Genomic DNA, 18,412 nt, shown 5'->3' with positions numbered 1-18,412 from the left:
CGCTCAGAGCGGGCCGGGCTCAGAGCAGCCCGAGCTCCAGGGCGAGCGTGACGGCGCGGGTGCGGTCAGAAACCCCCAGCTTCTCGAAGACATGGATGAGGTGTGTTTTCACCGTTGCCTCACTGATGAACAGCTGTTTCGCGATCGACGGGTTGCTGTGCCCAGCCGCAACGAGCCTGAGCACATCGAGCTCTCTCGGGCTGAGCCTGGGTCCGGCGGGTGCGGCGCCCTGTCGCATCCTGTCCACGAGCTTGGCCGCGATGGCGGGCGCGAGCACGGTCTGGCCGCCGACCACCGAGCGCACCCCGGCAATGATCTCGCCCTCCGGCGCCGCCTTGAGCAGGTAACCGCTCGCGCCGGCCTCGATCGCGCCGAGGATGTGGTCGTCCGACTCGTAAGTGGTGAGAATGAGCACCCGAGTGCCCGGCAGCGTCGCCACGATTTGCGCGGTCGCCGCCGCACCGTCCACCTCCGGACCGCTCGCGACCGGCATCCGCAGGTCCATCAATACGAGATCGGGTTCGAGCTCCAGAGCCAGCGCTACGGCTTCGGCACCGCTCGCGGCTTCGCCGACGACCTCGATATCGTCGGCGAGAGAGAGCAGCGACGAGATCCCCGATCGCACGATGGGGTGGTCGTCGGCAACGACGACCCTGATCAGAGCATCGGTCATGCGGTTCTCTCCTTCGCGAGGGGGATGGTGACGGTGAGCTCCGTGCCCGTCGCTGTCCCGGCATCCGTCACGACGAGCGACCCGCCGACGAGCCCGACCCGGTCCCGCATGCCGCTGAGGCCGAAGCCGCGTTCGCCGTCCGGCTGGTAACCGTCGAGGCCCCGCCCGTCGTCGCTGACCCGCAGGCTGACGCCGTCGTCATCCTGGATCACGGTGACGGATGCTGTGCGCGCGAATGCGTGCTTCCGCACGTTGGCGAGGCCCTCCTGTGCGCACCGCAGCAGCACCACCTCGATGTCACGGGGGAGTTCGCCGAGGGTGACGTTGGTGGTGACAACGACACCGGTCTCACGCGAGAAGCGCTCGCCGAGGCGGGCGAGGGTGACGGCGAGTGAGGCGTCGCTCGCGGGAAGGCCGGCGTTGGCCGTCACGAGCGCTCGCGCCTCGCTGAGTGCGTCGCGTGCGGTGGACTCGATGAGCTCGAGGGTCGACTCGTGGGCGGGCTGCTCGCGGCGCGCCCGCTGGGCGAGCATGACGATGCTCGTGAGGCTCTGCGCGATGGTGTCGTGGATGTCGCGAGCGATGCGTTCGCGCTCGGCCGTGCCCCCGGCATCCCTGTGGAGCAGTTCGAGTTCGCCCTGTGCCGACTGGAGTTCCGCGAGCAGTCGCTGGCGTTCGTCGCCGTAACTCGCGATGCTCGTGATCCAGAGGCCGAGTGCGAGGCTGAACGCGAGCGAGAGACCGCCGACGAAGAGTGTCTGGATCACTCCATCCACCCCACCGCCGAGTCCGAGACCGAAGCCGAACGCCATCACGGCGGCGGCACCGACGTTGGCGAGAACGGCCTGCGTCGTGGTCAGCGACACCACCCAGATCAGCGGAAACGCGATGGTTTGCGCGGTGATGACGTTGGGTTCGAATGCGGCACCGACCCCGACGATGACGGCGAGCAGCGCCTGAAAAGCGAGGCTCGGCGCCAGTGTCAGTGTCGGCCGTCCGCGGTGGCCGGCGCCAACGAGCCGACGGCCGAACAGGTAATACGCGGCGCACAGCAGTGCGAGCGAGACCAGGGCGGCCCACCCGTGGAAGCTGTCGGAGGTGTACACGACGGTGATCCCCACGACCACCGCGGTGGCGGCAACCGCGATGTCCCACCACTTCGGATTGTTCACTGGACTACTCTCTCGCATCGCGACCGGGGCCGCTGACAGTGGTTTGGGGAGGAAAAACGTGGGGTCCGTTGCCACCAGGGCGACGACCCCCACGATTTTCCTCCCGTCGCGCGACGGTTCGGGTTCAGCTGTCCTTGCGGATCCAGCGGAAGGTGAACCGGCAGAGCAGCAGCCCGACGACGCACCAGATCAGCATGATGATGGCAACCCAGTCGAGTTCCCAGCCGCCGTTCTGTTCGAGGCTGGCGAAGTTCTCGGGCAGGAACACCGAGCGCATGCCCTGGGCCAGCCACTTGAGCGGGAACACGCTCGCGATGTTCTGCAACCACTCGGGCAGCATCGTGAACATGAGGTAGACGCCGGAGATGAACTGAAGGACGAGCACGATGGGGATGACGACGGCCGTCGCACTCTTGCCGGTTCGTGGCACAGCGGAGAGCGCAATGCCGAGGACGGCCGACGTGATGATGCCGAGCAGGTACAGCCACGCGAAGCGGGCCCAGAGTTCCGGCTCCGTGGGCAGCTCGATCGAGAAAACGACGCGAGCGACGACGAGAAGCAGTGCGATCTGCGCGAGTGAGGTGACGAAGACCTGGCCGATTTTGCCGATGAAGTAGCTGATCACCGGCAGCGGCGAGCCGCCGAGCCTCTTGAGCGTTCCGTCGCTTTTCTCCGTCGCGATGTCGGTCGCGAGGTTCTGCACTCCCGAGAGCAGGATGCCCGCCGCGATCATGCCCGGCAGGTAATACGCGCCCTGGGTGATGCCGCCGCTACCGTCGGGGTTCGTCCCGATGTTCCCCGACGTGCTGAAGGCTGTTGCGAAGATCGCCAGCATCACCACGGGGAACAGGAAGGTGAAGAACACCTGGTCGCCGACCCGGAAGTAGGTCTTGACCTCGTATCCGATGCGCTTGATGCCCAGGCGGATGCCGCGCCCCGCCGGGAGCGCCGGGACCGGGTTCGCGACCGTCGGCCTCGTGAGGGTTGATTCAGACATGCGCTGCTCCTGTCGGTTCGGCCTGTTCCGTCGCCTCGGCATTGGCCGTTGCGACGAGGCCGAGATAGATGTCTTCGAGGCTCGGCCGGATGACCTCGAGGCCCTGGGGCTCGCCGCCCGTGCGTTGTGTCAGCGCCGTGACAAATGCGGCGGGTTGTGTGGTGCGCTCCTCGTGGAGCCCGGCCCCGTCGCGCCAGCGGACGACCGGTACTCGGGCGTCGGCGCCGCCGATCGAGCCGACCGGGCCGATCTCGACGAGCCGTCCTGCGGCGATCACGGCCACGCGATCGGCGAGCTGGGCTGCCTCGTCCAGGTAGTGGGTGGTGAGGAGGATCGTGGTGCCCTCGGCCTTGAGCGACCGGATCAGGTCCCAGAAGTGGCGGCGCGCTTCGGGGTCGAAACCCGTCGTTGGCTCGTCCAGAAAGAGCAGCTGAGGGCGCCCGATGACGCCGAGCGCGACGTCGACCCGGCGGCGCTGGCCGCCGGAGAGTTTGCCGATGCGGGTCTTCGCCTTGTCGGTGAGACCAACGGCGGCGATGACCTCGTCGACGTCCCGTGGCGACGGGTAGTACGCCGCGAACTGTTCCACCTGTTCACGTACGGTGACGTGTGCGGCCTCCGCACTCGACTGCAGGACGATGCCCAGCTGGGCCTTCCACGCCAGGTCGCCCTTGTGCGGGTCGACGCCGAGCACGCGCACCTCGCCGCTGGTTCGGTCGCGGTATCCCTCAAGGATCTCGATCGTGGTCGACTTGCCCGCGCCGTTCGGTCCGAGCAGGGCAAAGGTCTCTCCGCGCTGAATGTCGAAGCTGACGCCGTTGACGGCGGTGTGTGCGGGGTAGCGCTTGATGAGGTCACGAACCTCGACGACGGGCGGGCCCGACGGTTCTGCGGATGCCGGTGGCGGGCTCGTCGAAAATGTCATGACTACAGGATCGCGCCGTAATCATCCCCGCAACAGAGGTGGTTCGGCTGATTCACAGGTCAACCGACCGGTTGATGCGAGCGAACGTCAGCCGTCGAGTTCGCTGATCAGGATGGCCGTATAGATGAGCGACAGGTGGCTGAGTCCCTGTGGCAGGTTGCCCGCAAAGTCCAGGGTGTCGGCCTCGATCATTTCGGAGTACATTCCGACGTCGTTCGACAGCTCAACGAGCTCGTCCATGAGAGCTTTCGCCTCGTCCATCCTGCCGACGCACGCCAGCGCCCCGGCACGCCAGAAGGCACACGCGACAAAGGTGGCCTCCTCTTCCCGCATGCCCGAGTACCGGTAAACGAGCGGACCGCTGCCCAGCTCGGCCGTGATTGCATCGATGGTCCGTGACATCCGTTCGCCCCGATCGAATCCGCTCGGCGCGTGGAGCAGGATCGACGCGTCCAGCTCGTCCGAGCGGGGATACATCGTGTACGCCTGCCGGTCGTCCGACCAGCAGTTCTCGTTCACCCACTCGGCGATCCTGTCGCGTTCTGCCTCCCAGCGCGCCGGATCGCCCGGGATCTGCCCGAGGCCAGCCAGGTGAACGGCGCTCGAGAGCGCCTGCCAGCAGCCGAGCTTCGAGGTTGTGTAGTGGCGCGCTCCCTCGAGTTCCCAGATACCGGAATCGGGCTTCTGCCAGTCGTCGCAGGCCTGGTCGGCAACCGCCGCGAGCGACCGCCCGGTCTCTGCGTCGAGAATGTTGCCCGCGTCGACGTAGCTGCGCATGACGTCGAAGAGGTCACCGTACGGTCCGAGCTGCAACTGGTGTTTGGCATCGTTGCCGCAGACGACCGGGCCCAGTTCGCGCCAGCCCGGCGCTTGGGTATGGACGATGTCATCGGGAATCCGGCCATCGAGGGTATAGAAGATCTCGAGCTCGGGGCCGTGCTTGCGGATGGTGGTGAGCATCCACGACACGGCGGCCTGGCTCTCCTCGCGGAGGCCGAAGCGGATCATTGCCTGCAGCGTGTAGGCCACGTCGCGTACCCAGGCGAACCGATAGTCCCAGTTCTTGCCGCCGTTGATCGTCTCGGGAAGGCTCGTTGTCGCCGCGGCGGCGATGGCACCGGTCGGGCTGTGAATGAGGAGCTTGAGCGCGAGAGCGCTGCGCTCGACGGCATCCGACCACGGGCCCTCCCAGGAGAACTCGCGGGACCACGCCCGCCAGTTCTCCACAGTGCGGTCGATGCCCCGGTCGACGTTGCTCGGGTTGGGCGGGTGCACCGGTTCGCGTGACGTGCCGGAGACCGCGAAGAGGTGGCGGGAGTCCGGGCTCGTGGTGAACGCTCCGTCGAGGCTGTGGGTGCCCGGCTCGTTCGGCCCGTGCTCGAAGCCCGTGACCGACAGCATCACTCCGTCGATCCTGATCACCGGGCCGTGCACGGTCTGGTCTACCCACGGCATCGCGGTCCGGAGAGCACGACCGGGTTCGACCGACCAGGTCATAGCGACCGTTCCCCGAACGCCGTCGATCCGCCTGGCCAGTTCGGTCCACGGCAGCCGCCCAGCCACACCGGTGACGAGCGCGTCTGTGACGCGGACGACACCGGATGCCGTCTCGAACGTCGTCTGCAGCACGTTGGTTCCCGAGGCGTAGGAGCGCGTTGTCGTGAACGGCTCGACCGGCGAGAGCCTGATCCGTCCACCGTCTTCGGCGTCGAGCAGCGCGGCGAACACCGGGACCGAGTCGAGCGCCGGGATGGGCAGCCAGTCGACGTCGCCGTCGCGGGCGATGAGCGCGACGGTGCGGCCGTCACCAATGCCGGCGTAGCCGCGGAGGTCCGCGTAGCCGTTTTGGCGATCGAGCGCGCCGGCGCGGTCGGCGTTCGCTCCCCGCCCGGTGGACTGCTGTTCTCGCACTGTCTCTCCGATTCCCCTGCCGCTCCCGAAATCGAGCGCCTGCCTCACACAGAGGTGCCGCCCACCGGTTGGTGGGCGGCACGTGTGGGTTACGGCGTCGGCATCCCGCCATTGACGTGGAGGGTTTCACCAGACACGTAGCTGGACTCGCCCGATGCCAGGAACACGAAAGCCGGTGCGAGTTCGGCCGGCTGGCCCGGGCGGCCGAGCGGTGTGTCGGAACCGAAGTCCGGCAGTACCTCTGTCGGCTGGCCGCCGGCGGTCTGGAGCGGAGTCCAGATCGGGCCTGGCGCGACGACATTGACCCGGATGCCCTTGGGCGCGAGCTGCTGGGCGAGCGCCTTCGAGAACGTGTTGATCGACGCCTTGGTTGTCGCGTAATCGACGAGGTTCTCCGACGGCTGGTAGGCCTGGATCGACGACGTGTTGATGATCGTCGAACCGGGGCCCATGTGCTTGAGCGCGGCCTTGGTGACCCAGAACGTCGCGTAGACGTTGGTCTTGAAGGTCTCGTCGAACTGCTCGTCGGTGAGATCGAGGAGGTCCTCGACGTGTTGCTGCTTCGCCGCGTTGTTCACGAGGATGTCGAGGCCGCCGAGTTCGGTGACCGCGCGCTCGACGAGCTCGCGGCAGTAGTTGACGTCGGTCAGGTCGCCGGGGATGGCAACCGCGGTGCGTCCGGCCTCCTCGATGAGCGCGACGACGCCCTGTGCGTCCTCTTCCTCCTCGGGGAGGTAAGCAATGGCGACGTCAGCGCCCTCGCGCGCGAACGCGATCGCGACGGCCGCACCGATACCGGAGTCAGCACCGGTGATGAGCGCCTTCCGGCCCTCGAGCCGGCCCGAGCCCTTGTAGCTCTTCTCTCCGCGGTCGGCCTTCTGGACGAGGTCGGCGTCGAGGCCTGGCCCATCCTGCGACTGCGCGGTGGTGTCGATGTCTGCGTACTTCTTGCTTGGATCTTCGAACGTGTGCTGGTCGGGCGACATGGTGACCTTTCCTGCTTGATCGTGGAACAGCGCGAGAATTCAGCGCCGTTCCTCGATGGTGTCAGGGCACGCGCTAATGCATCATCCCGTTGACCACGGGAAGCAGTTCAGGTATGGAGAAGCAGCCTAGACGGTCCACAAAGTGACCAGCGCCGGGGATGATGGTGAGCGGTGCGTCCAGTTCGCGCGCCAGTTCTGCGGTGAGCTTCGGAGCGACTGTCGTGTCGTTGTCCGAGCCGAACACGTGGCGGTGCTCGATGTTTCTGGCGAGGGATGGCACATCGATGGGAGGGGCGGTGAACCCGTCGAGCTGAGGCAGGTTCGGCAGCGGTGACACGAACCCGGCGACCAAAATGAGTCCGCGCAGCCGCCACGGCCCAGGCATCCGTTCGAGGTAACGCAGCGTCGTGATGCAGCCGAGGCTGTGGCCGATGAGGATCGTCTCGTCGTCCACTCCGCCGACCGTCGCCGCGAGGGCGTCCACCCAGGGTTCCGGTTCAGGTGCCGTTGGATTCGGCAGGGCGGCAACGCTCACAACGCCGGGGCCAAACTGGTCGACCAGCCACGGGAACCAGTGCCGGTCAGGAGCGGCGTTGTAACCGTGAGCAACGACGATGCGGGGTGCCATGCGTCGATTCTGGCACCGTGGGCAGCGCACTGCGACCCGGATCAACCAGCAACGGTCCGCAGGCTAAAGCTCAGACCCCCGTGCGCATCCACGCCGTCGTGCGTGCCCGCAGCCCGAGCGTCAGTGCGCGCGCCGCGAGGTAACCGAGCGTAAACGCGGCGGTCAGGAATGCCAGGCCAGCGGCATCCGTCGGCGCCGAGAGCTGAACCCAGAGTGCCAGCGGAACGAAACAGGCGAGGTTCAGGATGCCGGTAAGCGCGAGATAGCGCGCGTCGCCGGCGCCGATCAGCACGCCGTCGAGCACGAAGACGAATCCGGCGAGCGGGGCGCTGATGCCGAGCACGATGAGGCTCGGCACGAGCAGGGCCGCGAGGTCGGGGTCGCTCGTGAAGAGCAGGCCGGTGACGCCGGACGTGGCGACGATGACGAGTCCGAGCACGACGCCGGAGCCGACGCCCCAGGTGAGGCAGCGGGTGAGAACGGCGCGCACTCCCGCTGTGTCCGCCGCGCCAAGTCCTTTACCGATGAGGGCCTGGGCGGCGATCGCGAGGGCGTCGAGCACAAACGCGGTGAGGGTGAACATTGTCATGACCACCTGGAACCCCGCGAGCTCCTTCGTGCCGAGCCCCGTCGCGACGAAGGTGGCGAGAAGGATCGCGGCGCGGAGGCTCGCGGTGCGTACGAAGAGCCAGCCCCCCGACATTGCCGAGCCCGAGATGCCCTCGCGGTGGGGCCGGATGCTGGCGCCGGTGCGGCGCGCGTGGCTCAGCACAACGACGAGGTAGACGGCGGCCATGCCCCACTGCGCGACGACGGTGCCGATCGCCGAGCCGGCAATGCCGAGGCCGAGCAGATAGATGAAGACGAAGTTGAGCGCGATGTTCGCGGCGAACCCGATGCCGGCGACGAAGAGCGGGGTCCTCGTGTCCTGCAGGCCGCGGAGCAGCCCCGTTGCGGCGAAGACGAGGAGCATCGCCGGGATGCCGGCCATCGAAATCGAGAGATAGACGGATGCCTGCTGCGTGACATCCGTCGACGCACCGAACCAGGAGAGCAGGAGGGGTGTCGCGGCCACTCCGGCGAGACCGAGCACCGCGCCGAGGCCGAGTGAGAGCCACAGCCCGTCGATGCCGACGGACACAGCGCCGCGCTCGTCGCCCGCGCCGAGACGGCGGGCAACGGCGGGGGTCGTCGCGTAGGCGAGGAAGACCATGAGGCCGATGATGGTCTGCAGTACGGCGCCGGCGAGGCCGAGGCCAGCGAGTGGGGTGACGCCGAGGTGGCCGATCATGGCGGAGTCGGCGAGGAGGAAGAGCGGTTCGGCGACGAGGGCACCGAGCGCGGGGACGGCGAGGCGCAGGATGTCGCGGTCAACCGTTTTCACTTCTCGAGCCTAAGGGAGGCCGAGCAGGGCAGGGCAACGGGAGGGCTTTCGATGCCGGGCCCCTCGTCGTATCCTCGCCGACATGATCGGAGAATTTCGAAGCGTCGTGCTCGACTGCCCCGACGCACGCTCCCTGGCGTCCTTCTACGAGGAGCTGCTCGGTATGGAGCGCATCATCGACCGGGACGACTGGGTTGCCCTGCAGAAACGCGAGGGCGGCCCGCGGGTGTCGTTCCAGCAGATCGAGGACTACAACCCGCCGAAGTGGCCCGGCCAGCTCGTTCCGCAGCAGTTGCACATCGATGTGACCGTCGACGACATGGACACCGCCGAGCAGCGCGTGCTCGCGATCGGGGCCACCGACGCCGGTTACCGCGAAGACGACTTCCGCGTCTTCCTCGACCCGGCAGGACACCCGTTCTGCCTCGTCGTGGACAGCTGACGCCCAGCGCGAACCAGCGTCGATGGACACCACCCGACCTCGGGTATGCCCGCGGTCGGCTCCTAACGTTGCTCGAACAACTACCATTGAGTGACGATGGTGAAGGGGTGTTTCATGAGCAATGCGGACGATGCTGCGGGCACGGTGGCCGGGCAGGGCCCGGTGAGCCACGCGATCTTTCGGGTTGCACGACTACACAAGACGATGGCGGGGCAATTGCTCCGGGAGACCGGTCTCTATCCCAACCAGGAACTCCTGATGATGCGACTCTGGGACGAGGGGCCGCAGCGGCAGGTGGATCTGGTTCGCCATCTGGAGACAGACGCTCCGACCGTTGCGCGCACCGTTCGACGGTTGGAGCGAGCAGGGTTCGTCCGGATCAGCGTCAGCCCGACGGACAAGAGGGCGACCGTGGTCGAGGCCACCCGCGCGAGTATGCCGCTGAGAAAAGCTGTGCACCGAATCTGGTCGGAGTTGGAGGCGGCGACGGTCGGTTCGCTCTCGGAAGACGAGCGGGCACAGATTCTTGCCTCGTTGACCTCGCTGGAGCAGAACCTGACCGCCGCCGCGCAATCAGCTCGGGGGTAGGTTCTCGATCGCGTAGCGGGGACCGAGCTCGATAGCCTTGCCGATGGCATCCTGCGCCTCGTCATCGGAGAGTTCGAGCCGGGCAGTCCGCGTCGGGAGCGGCTTTCCCCACAGCGTGAAGTACTCTTCGAGCCCTGGCGGCGAAATCATGCAGAGCATTCGTGCGTCGCTGCCAGAGGCGTTATGGAATCGGTGGGGTGCCCCAGCGGGGATATTGACCGTTTCCCCCGCCCGGACCCGTGTCGTTTGTCCGCGGAACGTGATCTCCACTTCGCCCTCGAGCACGTGGAACATCTCCTCGAAATTGTGTCGGTGCGGGGGCGGCCCGCCGCCGGGTGGCACATGCATGTCGATGAGCCCGTACCTGCCGTCGGTGTCCGCGCCCGTGAGCAGGATTGTGTAGTTGTCACCCACGACTCCGTAGTGGGGCAGAGTTTCGTCCGTGTCCGGCCGCCGGATCCTGAGCGACCTGCTGAGGTCATCCGGTGGCACAGCGTTGGCGGTGGATGGATCTGTCATGGTGTCTCCTTGATTATCGGAAGGTGGATCGTGCCTGGCCACGCGTTTCATCGCGGGGTGAAGCGGAATACGGGGAGCAGGCGTGCCGTGCGCTGTTGATAGGCCGCGAACGATGGCGCTCGCTCGGTAAAGCGCGCGAATGCCGCCTGGCGCTCTGGTCCGTCGAGTTCCTCCGCCGTTACGGGGATCGTCCTGACATCGCCTGCAACGGACGCTTCGATCTCGACCTCGGGCTCCGCCCTGAGGTTCACGGCCCAGGCGGGGTCTCGTGCTGCCCCCATCGCGGATGCCACAACGAGCCACGTGCCTGGGTCGCGGAGTGACAGGGCGGGGTTGACCCGGGGCTCCCGCGTCCTGGCGCCGACGCTATGAATCAGGACGAGGCTCGATCCGAACCCCGCAGAGGCGACGACTCCGTTGTTTGTTCTGAATTCGGTGATGATCCGGTCGTTGAATGACATGGTGGTGCACTCCTTTCGGGTGAGCGCCGCTTGCCGCCTGTGCAGCGGTTGAAGCGCAATACTATGCCGAACAACTATTGTGGGTTCAGATATTCCTCACCGGATGTTTCCCGACACCAGGCGAGAAAGGGGAGGGCTTTCGCTGCCCGAACTCTCGTCGTATCCTCACGGACATGATTGGTGAACTTCGAAGCGTGGTGCTCGATTGCCCCGACCCCGACTCCCTTGCCTCGTTCTATGAGCAGCTCCTTGGCATGGAGCGCATCATCAACGAGGACGACTGGGTAGCCCTGCAGAAGCCAGGCGGCGGAATGAGGGTCGCCTTCCAGCAGGTCGACGATTACACGCCCCCGCAGTGGCCGGGCCAGGTGGTCCCGCAGCAGTCACACTTCGACATTCGAGTCGACGACCTTGACGCAGGGGAGGCAAAAGTACTCGCGATCGGGGCGCGTGACGCCGGGAGCCGGGAGGACGATTTCCGGGTGTACCTCGACCCGGCCGGTCACCCGTTCTGTCTCGTGAGTTAAGCACGGCCCAGCGCTGGGCGGTCCTGGTGCTACTGACCCATCACGCTGTCCGCCACGTTGGGAGGGACCTGACCCGGTCTCAGTCCTTGCTCGTGCGACGCCGTCCGAAGAGAAGGAGCGCGCCACCCACGGCGGCAGCAGTCGCAATGCCGGTGAGTGTCGCTGCGAGGGAAACGTCCCCTCCTGTGCCCGGCAAACGGTCCCGGTCATCTCCCCACGATGTCCCCGTCTGAGAATCCGGTGTCGGATCCGAGCCGGGACCTGGCGCGGGTGCGGTTGGGGTATCCGTCGGAGTGGGAGTCGGGTCCGGCGTAACGGTTGGCGTTGGCGTTGGCGTGTCCGTTGGTGTGGGCGTAGGCGTGTCCGTTGGCGTCGGCGTTGGCGTCGACCCGTCCTCGTAGGTGCACGTGAGTTCGGTATTGAACGGGAAGCTGTGCACTTCCCTCGGTGCCCCGCCCGGAATGGCTGGCGTGCCGTGCGTGAACTGCGCCGCGATCACGTTTCCTTCGATGTTCTGCGTGACTTGCCAGCTCAGGTTGGCGTTTGGGGCGTAAATCGTGCCTTCGAGGCTGTCACCGCCGGCGACGGTCACAGATGTCGCCTCTGGGAAGTTCCACAGGATGTACGGTGCCTGGGCCGAAGTCGCACCCGGCAGATTCGGAATGGAGCCGTTGAACGTTTGCCCGCTGATGTTCACGAGCACGGGAGTGTCTTCGGCGGGCTGTGAGTCGACAACGAGTTCGCTCAGCGCTTCGAGGTCGGATGCCGGGATGTTCAGTACGTTCGTCACGCCGGGAGTAAGCGAGAGGTGACCCCGGGTCCCCGGAGCGACGGGCGAGGTGAGGGGCGTGCCCGCATCGTCGGTCAGTGTGGCGTTCGGGGTGCATTGGGCGAGTTGAGTGGTGAGCCCGCGATATGCGGTGAACGCTCCCGGAATGTCGATCAGGTCGGCGCTAACCGGCGCGGAGACCTGGGCGGGTGTCTCAATAACCGTTCCCTCGATTCGGGGAACGGAACCGTATGCTGCTCCGGGCTCGACAATGTTGTAGTTGACCGTCGCGTTGTTGTTGTCGCGGTCCAGGGCCAAATATGTCGATGCGTCGGCGATCTTCGTGAAGCCGTTGTTGAGCACCCTGAGCACGTTGGAGCCACTCGCTGCGAAGTCGACCCCTCCTCCGACATAGAGGTACGTCGGTTGAGTGTCACCGGGTGCTGTGAAGGTGTTGGGAAATATCCCGGCACCGGCGATTGAATAGCTAGCGCCGAAGCTCAGATCACCACCCAAGGCGACTGTCCCTTCGGTCTCGTCGGCGTTCAAAGCAACGTCGCCTTCAACAAACACGGTGAAACCGCTATTCGCCGGATGCCCGCTCACCGTCACGGTGACAGGGTTGACGGGTCCGACCGTGATGGTCGCTCCCTCAGCGGGCAGAGACCCCGCAGCAAGAACTGTGGCGGCCGCCAGAACGCCAACCGTTCCGGCCACAATCGCCATTCCTGCAAGTCGCTTTGTCGTGTATCGCCTCATCGGGCTAGGTATAGCAAGGAGGGGAGACGGTCGGTAGAGACTTCCCTTGTCCTCGTCCGCGCTGAGATTGCGCTCCTGTCTGGTCAACGCGCCCCGCGAAGCGTAGCCTCCGCAGTATGAGCACCGTGATTCAGGCTCGTGATCTCCGCAAGCACTTTGGCCAGGTGCACGCACTCGATGGCCTCGACCTCGACGTCGAAGCCGGCGAGATCCACGGTTTTCTCGGGCCAAATGGGGCGGGAAAGTCGACGACGATCCGCATCCTGCTCGGCCTCGCGCGGCTGACCTCCGGAAGCGCGACCGTGTTCGGGCTGGATCCCCGGGCGGATGCCGTCGCCATCCACAGGCGGCTGGCTTACGTTCCCGGTGACGTGAGCCTGTGGCCCAACCTCACCGGCGGCGAGGCGATCGACCTGCTCAGCCGGCTCCGCGGTATCCGTGACCGCACCGAGTACGAGCGGAGCAGAAAGCGTCTCCTCGATGTTTTCGAGCTCGATCCCACGAAGAAGGGGCGCACCTACTCCAAGGGGAACCGACAGAAGGTGGCGCTGGTCGCCGCCTTCGCCGTGCCCGCCGAGTTGTACCTGCTCGATGAGCCGACGTCCGGGCTCGATCCCCTGATGGAGGCCGTGTTCCGGACGGAGCTCACCGACCGGGTCGCCGACGGTGCCACAGTGCTGTTGTCGAGCCATATCCTGAGCGAAGTCGAAGAGCTCTGCACCCGCGTCAGCATCATCCGCGCGGGTCGGCGGGTCGAAGAGGGAACGCTCAGCGATCTCCGGCGCCTCACCCGCACCGAGATCAGCTTCGCTGCGTCCGGCCTCAGCGACGCTGACCTCCCGGCCCTTCCCGGCGTCGAAGACCTTCGGGTCGAGCATGGCAGGGTCGCGTTCACCGCGGAGACCGCCTCGGTCACGGATCTCCTGCCCGCGTTGGCGGCGCTCGGGGTGACGGGGCTGACGATTACGCCACCCTCTCTCGAAGAGCTCTTCCTCCGGCACTACGGCGATGGGGCAGGCGCCGAGGCAGCGTCGGCGATTGCGTCACCCCCTCGGCCGGGGCGTGACGCGGCCACCCCTGGACCGCCGCGGAAGGCCGCCGTCGCCCGAGGCGCGGTCCCCGCAGACCCGGCCGTGGTTCACCCGCCGGCCCGCCACGCCCGAGACCGACGATGACCGAGTTTGTCGCGCTGCTCGGGCAGCGGGCGAGGCGGGATCGGGTCCAGACGCTGAGCTGGCTCGCCGCGATCGGTGCACTGGTCTTCTTCACGGCGGCGGCGCTCGGCGACAACTTCGGCGACGAGACGCAGCGGGCCGCGCTGCTGAGGCTGGCGACGGCGAACCCGGCCATCCTTATCCTGCGCGGGCCACCGCAGGGCGCTGCGGTCGACGCCCTCTTCATCTTCACGATCTTCGCCTTCCTCGGCCTGCTCGTCGGCCTCGTCAACACCGTCCTCGCCGTCCGCCACTCCCGCGCCGAGGAGGAGACCGGCCGGGCCGAGCTGGTGGCGGCGACCCCGATTCCGCGCTTGCTTCCGCTCAGCGCCACACTTGCCTGGGGAGTGATCGTCAATCTTCTGCTCGTCATCGTGGTGAGCGGATGCCTGCTGGCCGCAGGCCTGGACGCGGCAGGTTCCTGGCTCACCGGTCTGTCGCTCGCGGCCGTTGGCGTCAGCTTTCTCGCCGTCGGTCTGGTCGCCTCGGAACTCATGCTCACCTCTCGGGCGGCGAACGGCACGGCGGCCGGTCTCGTGCTCCTCGCTTATCTCGCTCGCGGAATCGGCGATGCGTTCGGGGCGGTCTCCGAGGACGGACTCACGGTCGACAGCGCGTGGCCGAGCTGGCTGTCGCCGATCGGCTGGGGGCTGGCGACGCACCCGTTCACGGCGGATGACGCAACCCCGTTGCTGCTGAACGTCGCCCTCGCGGCCGTGCTGACGGCATCCGCCTGCCTGCTGCAGGTGGCGAGGGACAGCGGCGCAAGCGTGTTCGGGGCAGGCGTGGGGCGGCCGCGGGCGCGGGCAACACTGTCGGGTTCGCTCGGCCTGGCCTGGCGCCTGCACTGGCCGTCGGTGATCGGCTGGGCGGCCGGCGGGGTTCTGCTCGGAGTATTCGGGGGCGCGCTCGGCAGTATCGCCGGGAACAATGACGTAGCGAGCAACCCGGTCGCCGAGCAGTTGCGCCGGCTGTCGGGTGAGGGGGAATCACTCAGCCAGGCTTTCCTGTCGGTGATCTTCACCGTCGTCGGGATTCTCGCCGCGGGCTGTGCTGTCCAGGCGATCGTCCGTGCTCGGCAGGAGGAGGCGCTCACGACCGCCGAACTCGTCCTCGCGACGCCGGTGCACCGCGTCAAATGGCTCGCTGACTATCTTCTCGTTGGCACTGTCGCCGTTGTGCTCGTGCTCGCCGCCTCGGTCGTGGCGGCCGCGCTCTCCGCTGCCCTGGTCGGAGCGGAGAATGTCACGACAGCTGACGCGCTCGCCGCGGGCGCTGCTCAGCTTCCCGCCGCACTGCTCTATCTGGGCGTCGTCGCCCTCGTGTTCGTGCTCCTGCCCCGGTTCACCGGCCCGATCGGCTGGGCGCTTCTCGCGGCCGGCGCGTTCCTCGGGCTCTTCGGCAAGCTCGTTGGCCTGCCCGAGTGGGCCGAGAACCTCTCACCGTTTTCTCACACCCCGATCGCCCTCGGGAGCGAGACGGACTGGAGCGGTGGATTCGGGATGCTCGCGCTCGCGATCGCAGCGGGGATCGCGGCATCCGTCGTTCTGAACCGGCGCGACCTGGCAGCGGCGTGACCTGCGGCCACAACCCGGGTCGATCGCGGCGCCCTCTTCACGTGGCACATCGTGGGGTGGTTCTCCCTGCGGGGTCGGACGACTCTGGTCGGCGCCCGATGCCCGGCTTAACCTCGCCATAATCAACCCGGTGCCAGCCCGCGCACTGGCTATTGGAGGGGTGTCATGATCAGCCAGACTCACAACAGAAGAGGCATCTCTGCGATCGTCGCGGTCTTTGCGCTCGCGCTCGCATTGACGGGGTGCGGAGGGGGCCCGGACAACGGAGCACCGCCGCGCGACGGCGGTGCCGGCGGTGGCACTCGTGATACCGGGAGCCCGAAGGACAGCGGTCGCATACCCACCCTCACCGAAGAGTTTGTTGTCGGTACGTGGGGCGACCCCGACGACGCCGATGACCCGTACCTCGAATTTGCCCAGGACGGAACCGTGACCGGCAGCGACGGATGCAACGACCTCGCGGGGACCTGGACGATCGAAGACGAGGCGATAGTGTTTTCCGAGCTCGCCACGACCCTCGTCGCGTGCGCTGGCGTCAACACCTGGCTGAGCAGTGCGGCCACGGCGGTTGTCGAGCCGGATGATGACGACGAACTGGCCTTCCTCAACGGTGAGGGTGTGCCGATCGGCACGCTGGACCGCGACGGTCCCGACTACGACGACCCCGACGACGACTAATCGCGCCGACAAAACCGAGACGACGGCACAGAAAAGCGGGAGGGGCGAACCCCTCCCGCTTTTCTCGTGGGCGCGTCCTGGCCGCAGCCACAGCCACTTAGCCCACGTGGAGTGCCTTCTCCGCCTTGTCGCCCATCGGCATGAGGTCTTCCTTCGACCCGCGGATGAACGTGGCGGCGATGATCGAGCCGATCACGAGCGCAACCGCTGTGCCGATGAATACCGCGGAGTATCCCGAGACAAAGGCCTCGAAGCTCGTGCCAGTCGCACTGCCCGCCGTGTACAGCGCTGTGTAGATGCCGAGTCCGATCGATCCGCCAATCTGCATCGCGGCAGTGTTGGCCGCGCTCGCCGCACCGGCATCGTGGGGTTCGACGCCGAGCAGGGCAAGGTTCTGCATCGGCACGAAGAGCATGGCCATTCCGACGCCGAGCAGAACAACCCCTGGCACGATCTCGGTCCAGTAGTTACCCGTCACGGAGAGTCGGCTCAGCCAGAGCATTCCCGCGGCGGCGATGAGTGGTCCGACAACCATGAGGGGCTTGGGGCCGATCCTCGGCAGCAGTTTGGTGGCGATCGGGGCGACGATGCTGATCACGATGGTCATCGGCAGCGACGCGAGCCCGGCGAGAAGCGGTGAGAACCCGAGCACGATCTGGAGGTGGAATGTCAGGTAGAGCATCATGCCGATCATGACGCTGCCCGACACCATCTGAAGCAGCAGAGAACCCCCACGGACCCGGTTCGCGATGACGCGGAGCGGGAGCAACGGCTGCGCGACCCTCGACTGAGAGTAGAAGAACAGCGCCATCAGCACGACGCCCGCAGCAAGGCACGCCCAGGCCCCGAGTGAATCCCAGCCCTGTTCGGCGAGCGTGAAGCCGTAGACGAGCGAGCCAAGACCCAGTGCGACGAGGACGGTACCGAGGAAGTCGTATTTGTTGTCGCCGTCGGCCTTGCTCTCGCGGAGGAGGTAGATCGCCGCGACGATCGCGATGAGAACCACCGGGACGTTGACGAGCAGGCACCAGCGCCAGCTGAAGAACTCGGTGAGCACTCCGCCGAGAACGAGGCCGACGGCAGCTCCCGCGCCACCGATCGAACCGAACACGGCGAACGCCGTGTTGCGCTCGCGGCCGGACGGGAAGGTTGTGGTGAGGATGGCGAGTGCGGCTGGCGCCATGAGTGCCGCGAACGCGCCCTGCAGCCCACGCGCGACGATCAGCTCGATTCCCGTGCCGATGAGCCCGCCGTATGCGCTGGCGATGCCGAACCCGATCATGCCGACGATGAACGAGCGCTTGCGCCCCCAGTAGTCGGCAATGCGGCCGCCCAGGAGGAGCAGGGCGCCGAACGCGAGGGCGTACGCGGTGACGACCCACTGGCGCTCGACGTCGGTGAGGCCGAGGTCGGCCTGCGCCTCTGGCAGCGCGATGTTGACGATGGTTCCGTCGAGGACGACCACCAGCTGGGTGAGCGCAACGATGGCGAGCACCCACCAGCGGCGTTTGTTGGAGAGCGGAGCTTCGGACGGAAGTGACACAGGGGTTACCTTTTCCAAATAAGTATTTGCTTTTAGCTCTAATATGATGGCATGACCGTGGCATCCGTTCGCACCAAAGCTGTCATTCTCGACGCCGCGCGGAGTGAGTTTGCGGCACACGGCCTCGCTGGCGCACGGGTTGATCGCATCGCAAAACTGGCGGGCGCGAATGTGCAGCGCATCTACGCGTACTACACGGACAAGCAGGGCCTGTTCGATGCTGTCGTTGAGGATGCCGCAGACGACCTCGTCGCTGCGATCGGTTCGCCCGCCGACCTGACCGCATTTGCGACGGCGGTGTTCGACTACGTCACGCAGAACCCCGACAGCACCCGCACGATGATCTGGGCGCGGCTCGAACGTGAAGACGAGTTTTTCCGCCTGATGGGAACCCGCGCGAATGGCCGTACTCCGATTTCGGTGGTGGCCGGCCTGCAGGACGCCGGCCGTGTGACGACGCGGTGGGATGCCACGACGATCGTCGAGGCGATCATCGCGCTCTGCGAACGGTGGCACTCGAGCGCACAGGAGAACGATCGCGACCACGAGCTCACCTACCGGGAACTCGTCGTCGGATTCGCCCGCACGTTCGCGGTGGAGACTGCCGCCTCCTGAACCGGAGGGAATGTGCAGCGCCGGCCGACAGCATCCGCAGTGTG

At 66.7% G+C, this 18,412-nt stretch carries 19 protein-coding genes; 7 read left to right on the top strand and 12 right to left on the bottom strand.

The features are described 5' to 3' along the window. Window positions 1-19: 19 nt before the first annotated feature. From AC1C2M_RS11985 to AC1C2M_RS11950, 8 genes are all read right to left on the bottom strand, one after another. Window positions 20-673, bottom strand: a complete 654-nt coding sequence (locus AC1C2M_RS11985) for a response regulator (protein ID WP_495436672.1) — start codon at window positions 671-673, stop codon at window positions 20-22. Next, window positions 670-1,845: a sensor histidine kinase gene (locus tag AC1C2M_RS11980; RefSeq protein WP_495436670.1), complete on the bottom strand. Its 1,176-nt coding sequence runs from the start codon at window positions 1,843-1,845 to the stop codon at window positions 670-672. Before AC1C2M_RS11980 ends, AC1C2M_RS11985 begins: the two co-directional genes overlap by 4 nt. Window positions 1,846-1,969: 124 nt before the next feature. Further along, complete coding sequence (locus AC1C2M_RS11975; RefSeq protein ID WP_483406604.1) at window positions 1,970-2,842, bottom strand: ABC transporter permease; 873 nt, start codon at window positions 2,840-2,842, stop codon at window positions 1,970-1,972. Further along, window positions 2,835-3,767: an ABC transporter ATP-binding protein gene (locus tag AC1C2M_RS11970; protein WP_483406605.1), complete on the bottom strand. Its 933-nt coding sequence runs from the start codon at window positions 3,765-3,767 to the stop codon at window positions 2,835-2,837. Before AC1C2M_RS11970 ends, AC1C2M_RS11975 begins: the two co-directional genes overlap by 8 nt. An 87-nt stretch (window positions 3,768-3,854) precedes the next feature. After that, complete coding sequence (locus tag AC1C2M_RS11965) at window positions 3,855-5,678, bottom strand: glycoside hydrolase family 15 protein (protein ID WP_495436667.1); 1,824 nt, start codon at window positions 5,676-5,678, stop codon at window positions 3,855-3,857. A gap of 89 nt (window positions 5,679-5,767) precedes the next feature. Then, entirely contained in the window at window positions 5,768-6,664 is an 897-nt protein-coding gene (locus AC1C2M_RS11960; protein ID WP_495436666.1) for a glucose 1-dehydrogenase, read from the bottom strand. A gap of 73 nt (window positions 6,665-6,737) precedes the next feature. After that, entirely contained in the window at window positions 6,738-7,292 is a 555-nt protein-coding gene (locus AC1C2M_RS11955) for an RBBP9/YdeN family alpha/beta hydrolase (protein ID WP_495436664.1), read from the bottom strand. A gap of 70 nt (window positions 7,293-7,362) precedes the next feature. Next, on the bottom strand, window positions 7,363-8,676 hold the full coding sequence (locus AC1C2M_RS11950; protein WP_495436663.1) for an MATE family efflux transporter: 1,314 nt from the start codon (window positions 8,674-8,676) through the stop codon (window positions 7,363-7,365). Between the two features lie 82 nt (window positions 8,677-8,758). On the opposite strand from AC1C2M_RS11950, the gene AC1C2M_RS11945 reads away from it, so the two are divergent. Both AC1C2M_RS11945 and AC1C2M_RS11940 read left to right on the top strand, forming a co-directional pair. Next, window positions 8,759-9,118 (top strand): VOC family protein, encoded by a 360-nt coding sequence (locus AC1C2M_RS11945; RefSeq protein ID WP_495433159.1) that lies wholly within the window; start codon window positions 8,759-8,761, stop codon window positions 9,116-9,118. A gap of 114 nt (window positions 9,119-9,232) precedes the next feature. After that, complete coding sequence (locus AC1C2M_RS11940; RefSeq protein ID WP_495436661.1) at window positions 9,233-9,706, top strand: MarR family winged helix-turn-helix transcriptional regulator; 474 nt, start codon at window positions 9,233-9,235, stop codon at window positions 9,704-9,706. Here AC1C2M_RS11940 and AC1C2M_RS11935 read toward each other — a convergent pair. Further along, window positions 9,692-10,225 carry a cupin domain-containing protein gene (locus AC1C2M_RS11935; RefSeq protein ID WP_495433158.1) on the bottom strand — a complete coding sequence of 178 codons (534 nt, stop codon included), beginning with the start codon at window positions 10,223-10,225 and terminating at the stop codon, window positions 9,692-9,694. The two genes, AC1C2M_RS11940 and AC1C2M_RS11935, sit on opposite strands and share 15 nt — an antisense overlap. A gap of 47 nt (window positions 10,226-10,272) precedes the next feature. Continuing rightward, window positions 10,273-10,686, bottom strand: a complete 414-nt coding sequence (locus tag AC1C2M_RS11930; RefSeq protein ID WP_495436659.1) for a nitroreductase/quinone reductase family protein — start codon at window positions 10,684-10,686, stop codon at window positions 10,273-10,275. Window positions 10,687-10,859: 173 nt separating this feature from the next. On the opposite strand from AC1C2M_RS11930, the gene AC1C2M_RS11925 reads away from it, so the two are divergent. Further along, on the top strand, window positions 10,860-11,213 hold the full coding sequence (locus AC1C2M_RS11925; protein WP_495436658.1) for a VOC family protein: 354 nt from the start codon (window positions 10,860-10,862) through the stop codon (window positions 11,211-11,213). Between the two features lie 79 nt (window positions 11,214-11,292). Here AC1C2M_RS11925 and AC1C2M_RS11920 read toward each other — a convergent pair whose 3' ends face one another. Further along, complete coding sequence (locus tag AC1C2M_RS11920; RefSeq protein WP_495436656.1) at window positions 11,293-12,741, bottom strand: collagen-binding domain-containing protein; 1,449 nt, start codon at window positions 12,739-12,741, stop codon at window positions 11,293-11,295. Window positions 12,742-12,857: 116 nt separating this feature from the next. Between AC1C2M_RS11920 and AC1C2M_RS11915 the strand changes: the two genes are divergently transcribed. The 3 genes from AC1C2M_RS11915 to AC1C2M_RS11905 all read left to right on the top strand — a co-directional run bounded on the left by AC1C2M_RS11915 (window position 12,858) and on the right by AC1C2M_RS11905 (window position 16,210). Then, window positions 12,858-13,916, top strand: a complete 1,059-nt coding sequence (locus AC1C2M_RS11915) for an ABC transporter ATP-binding protein (RefSeq protein WP_495436654.1) — start codon at window positions 12,858-12,860, stop codon at window positions 13,914-13,916. Further along, entirely contained in the window at window positions 13,913-15,532 is a 1,620-nt protein-coding gene (locus tag AC1C2M_RS11910) for an ABC transporter permease (RefSeq protein WP_495436653.1), read from the top strand. The genes AC1C2M_RS11915 and AC1C2M_RS11910 overlap by 4 nt, the downstream gene beginning before the upstream one ends. A 165-nt stretch (window positions 15,533-15,697) precedes the next feature. Beyond that, complete coding sequence (locus AC1C2M_RS11905; RefSeq protein ID WP_495436651.1) at window positions 15,698-16,210, top strand: META domain-containing protein; 513 nt, start codon at window positions 15,698-15,700, stop codon at window positions 16,208-16,210. A gap of 97 nt (window positions 16,211-16,307) precedes the next feature. Here AC1C2M_RS11905 and AC1C2M_RS11900 read toward each other — a convergent pair whose 3' ends face one another. After that, window positions 16,308-17,753, bottom strand: coding sequence for an MFS transporter (locus AC1C2M_RS11900; protein ID WP_495436649.1), 1,446 nt, complete (start codon window positions 17,751-17,753; stop codon window positions 16,308-16,310). Between the two features lie 51 nt (window positions 17,754-17,804). On the opposite strand from AC1C2M_RS11900, the gene AC1C2M_RS11895 reads away from it, so the two are divergent. Continuing rightward, window positions 17,805-18,368, top strand: a complete 564-nt coding sequence (locus AC1C2M_RS11895) for a TetR/AcrR family transcriptional regulator (RefSeq protein ID WP_495436648.1) — start codon at window positions 17,805-17,807, stop codon at window positions 18,366-18,368. Window positions 18,369-18,412: the final 44 nt, after the last annotated feature.

This window comes from Mycetocola sp. Y444 (assembly GCF_059445295.1).
This window is presented reverse-complemented; position numbering and strand designations above follow the sequence as displayed.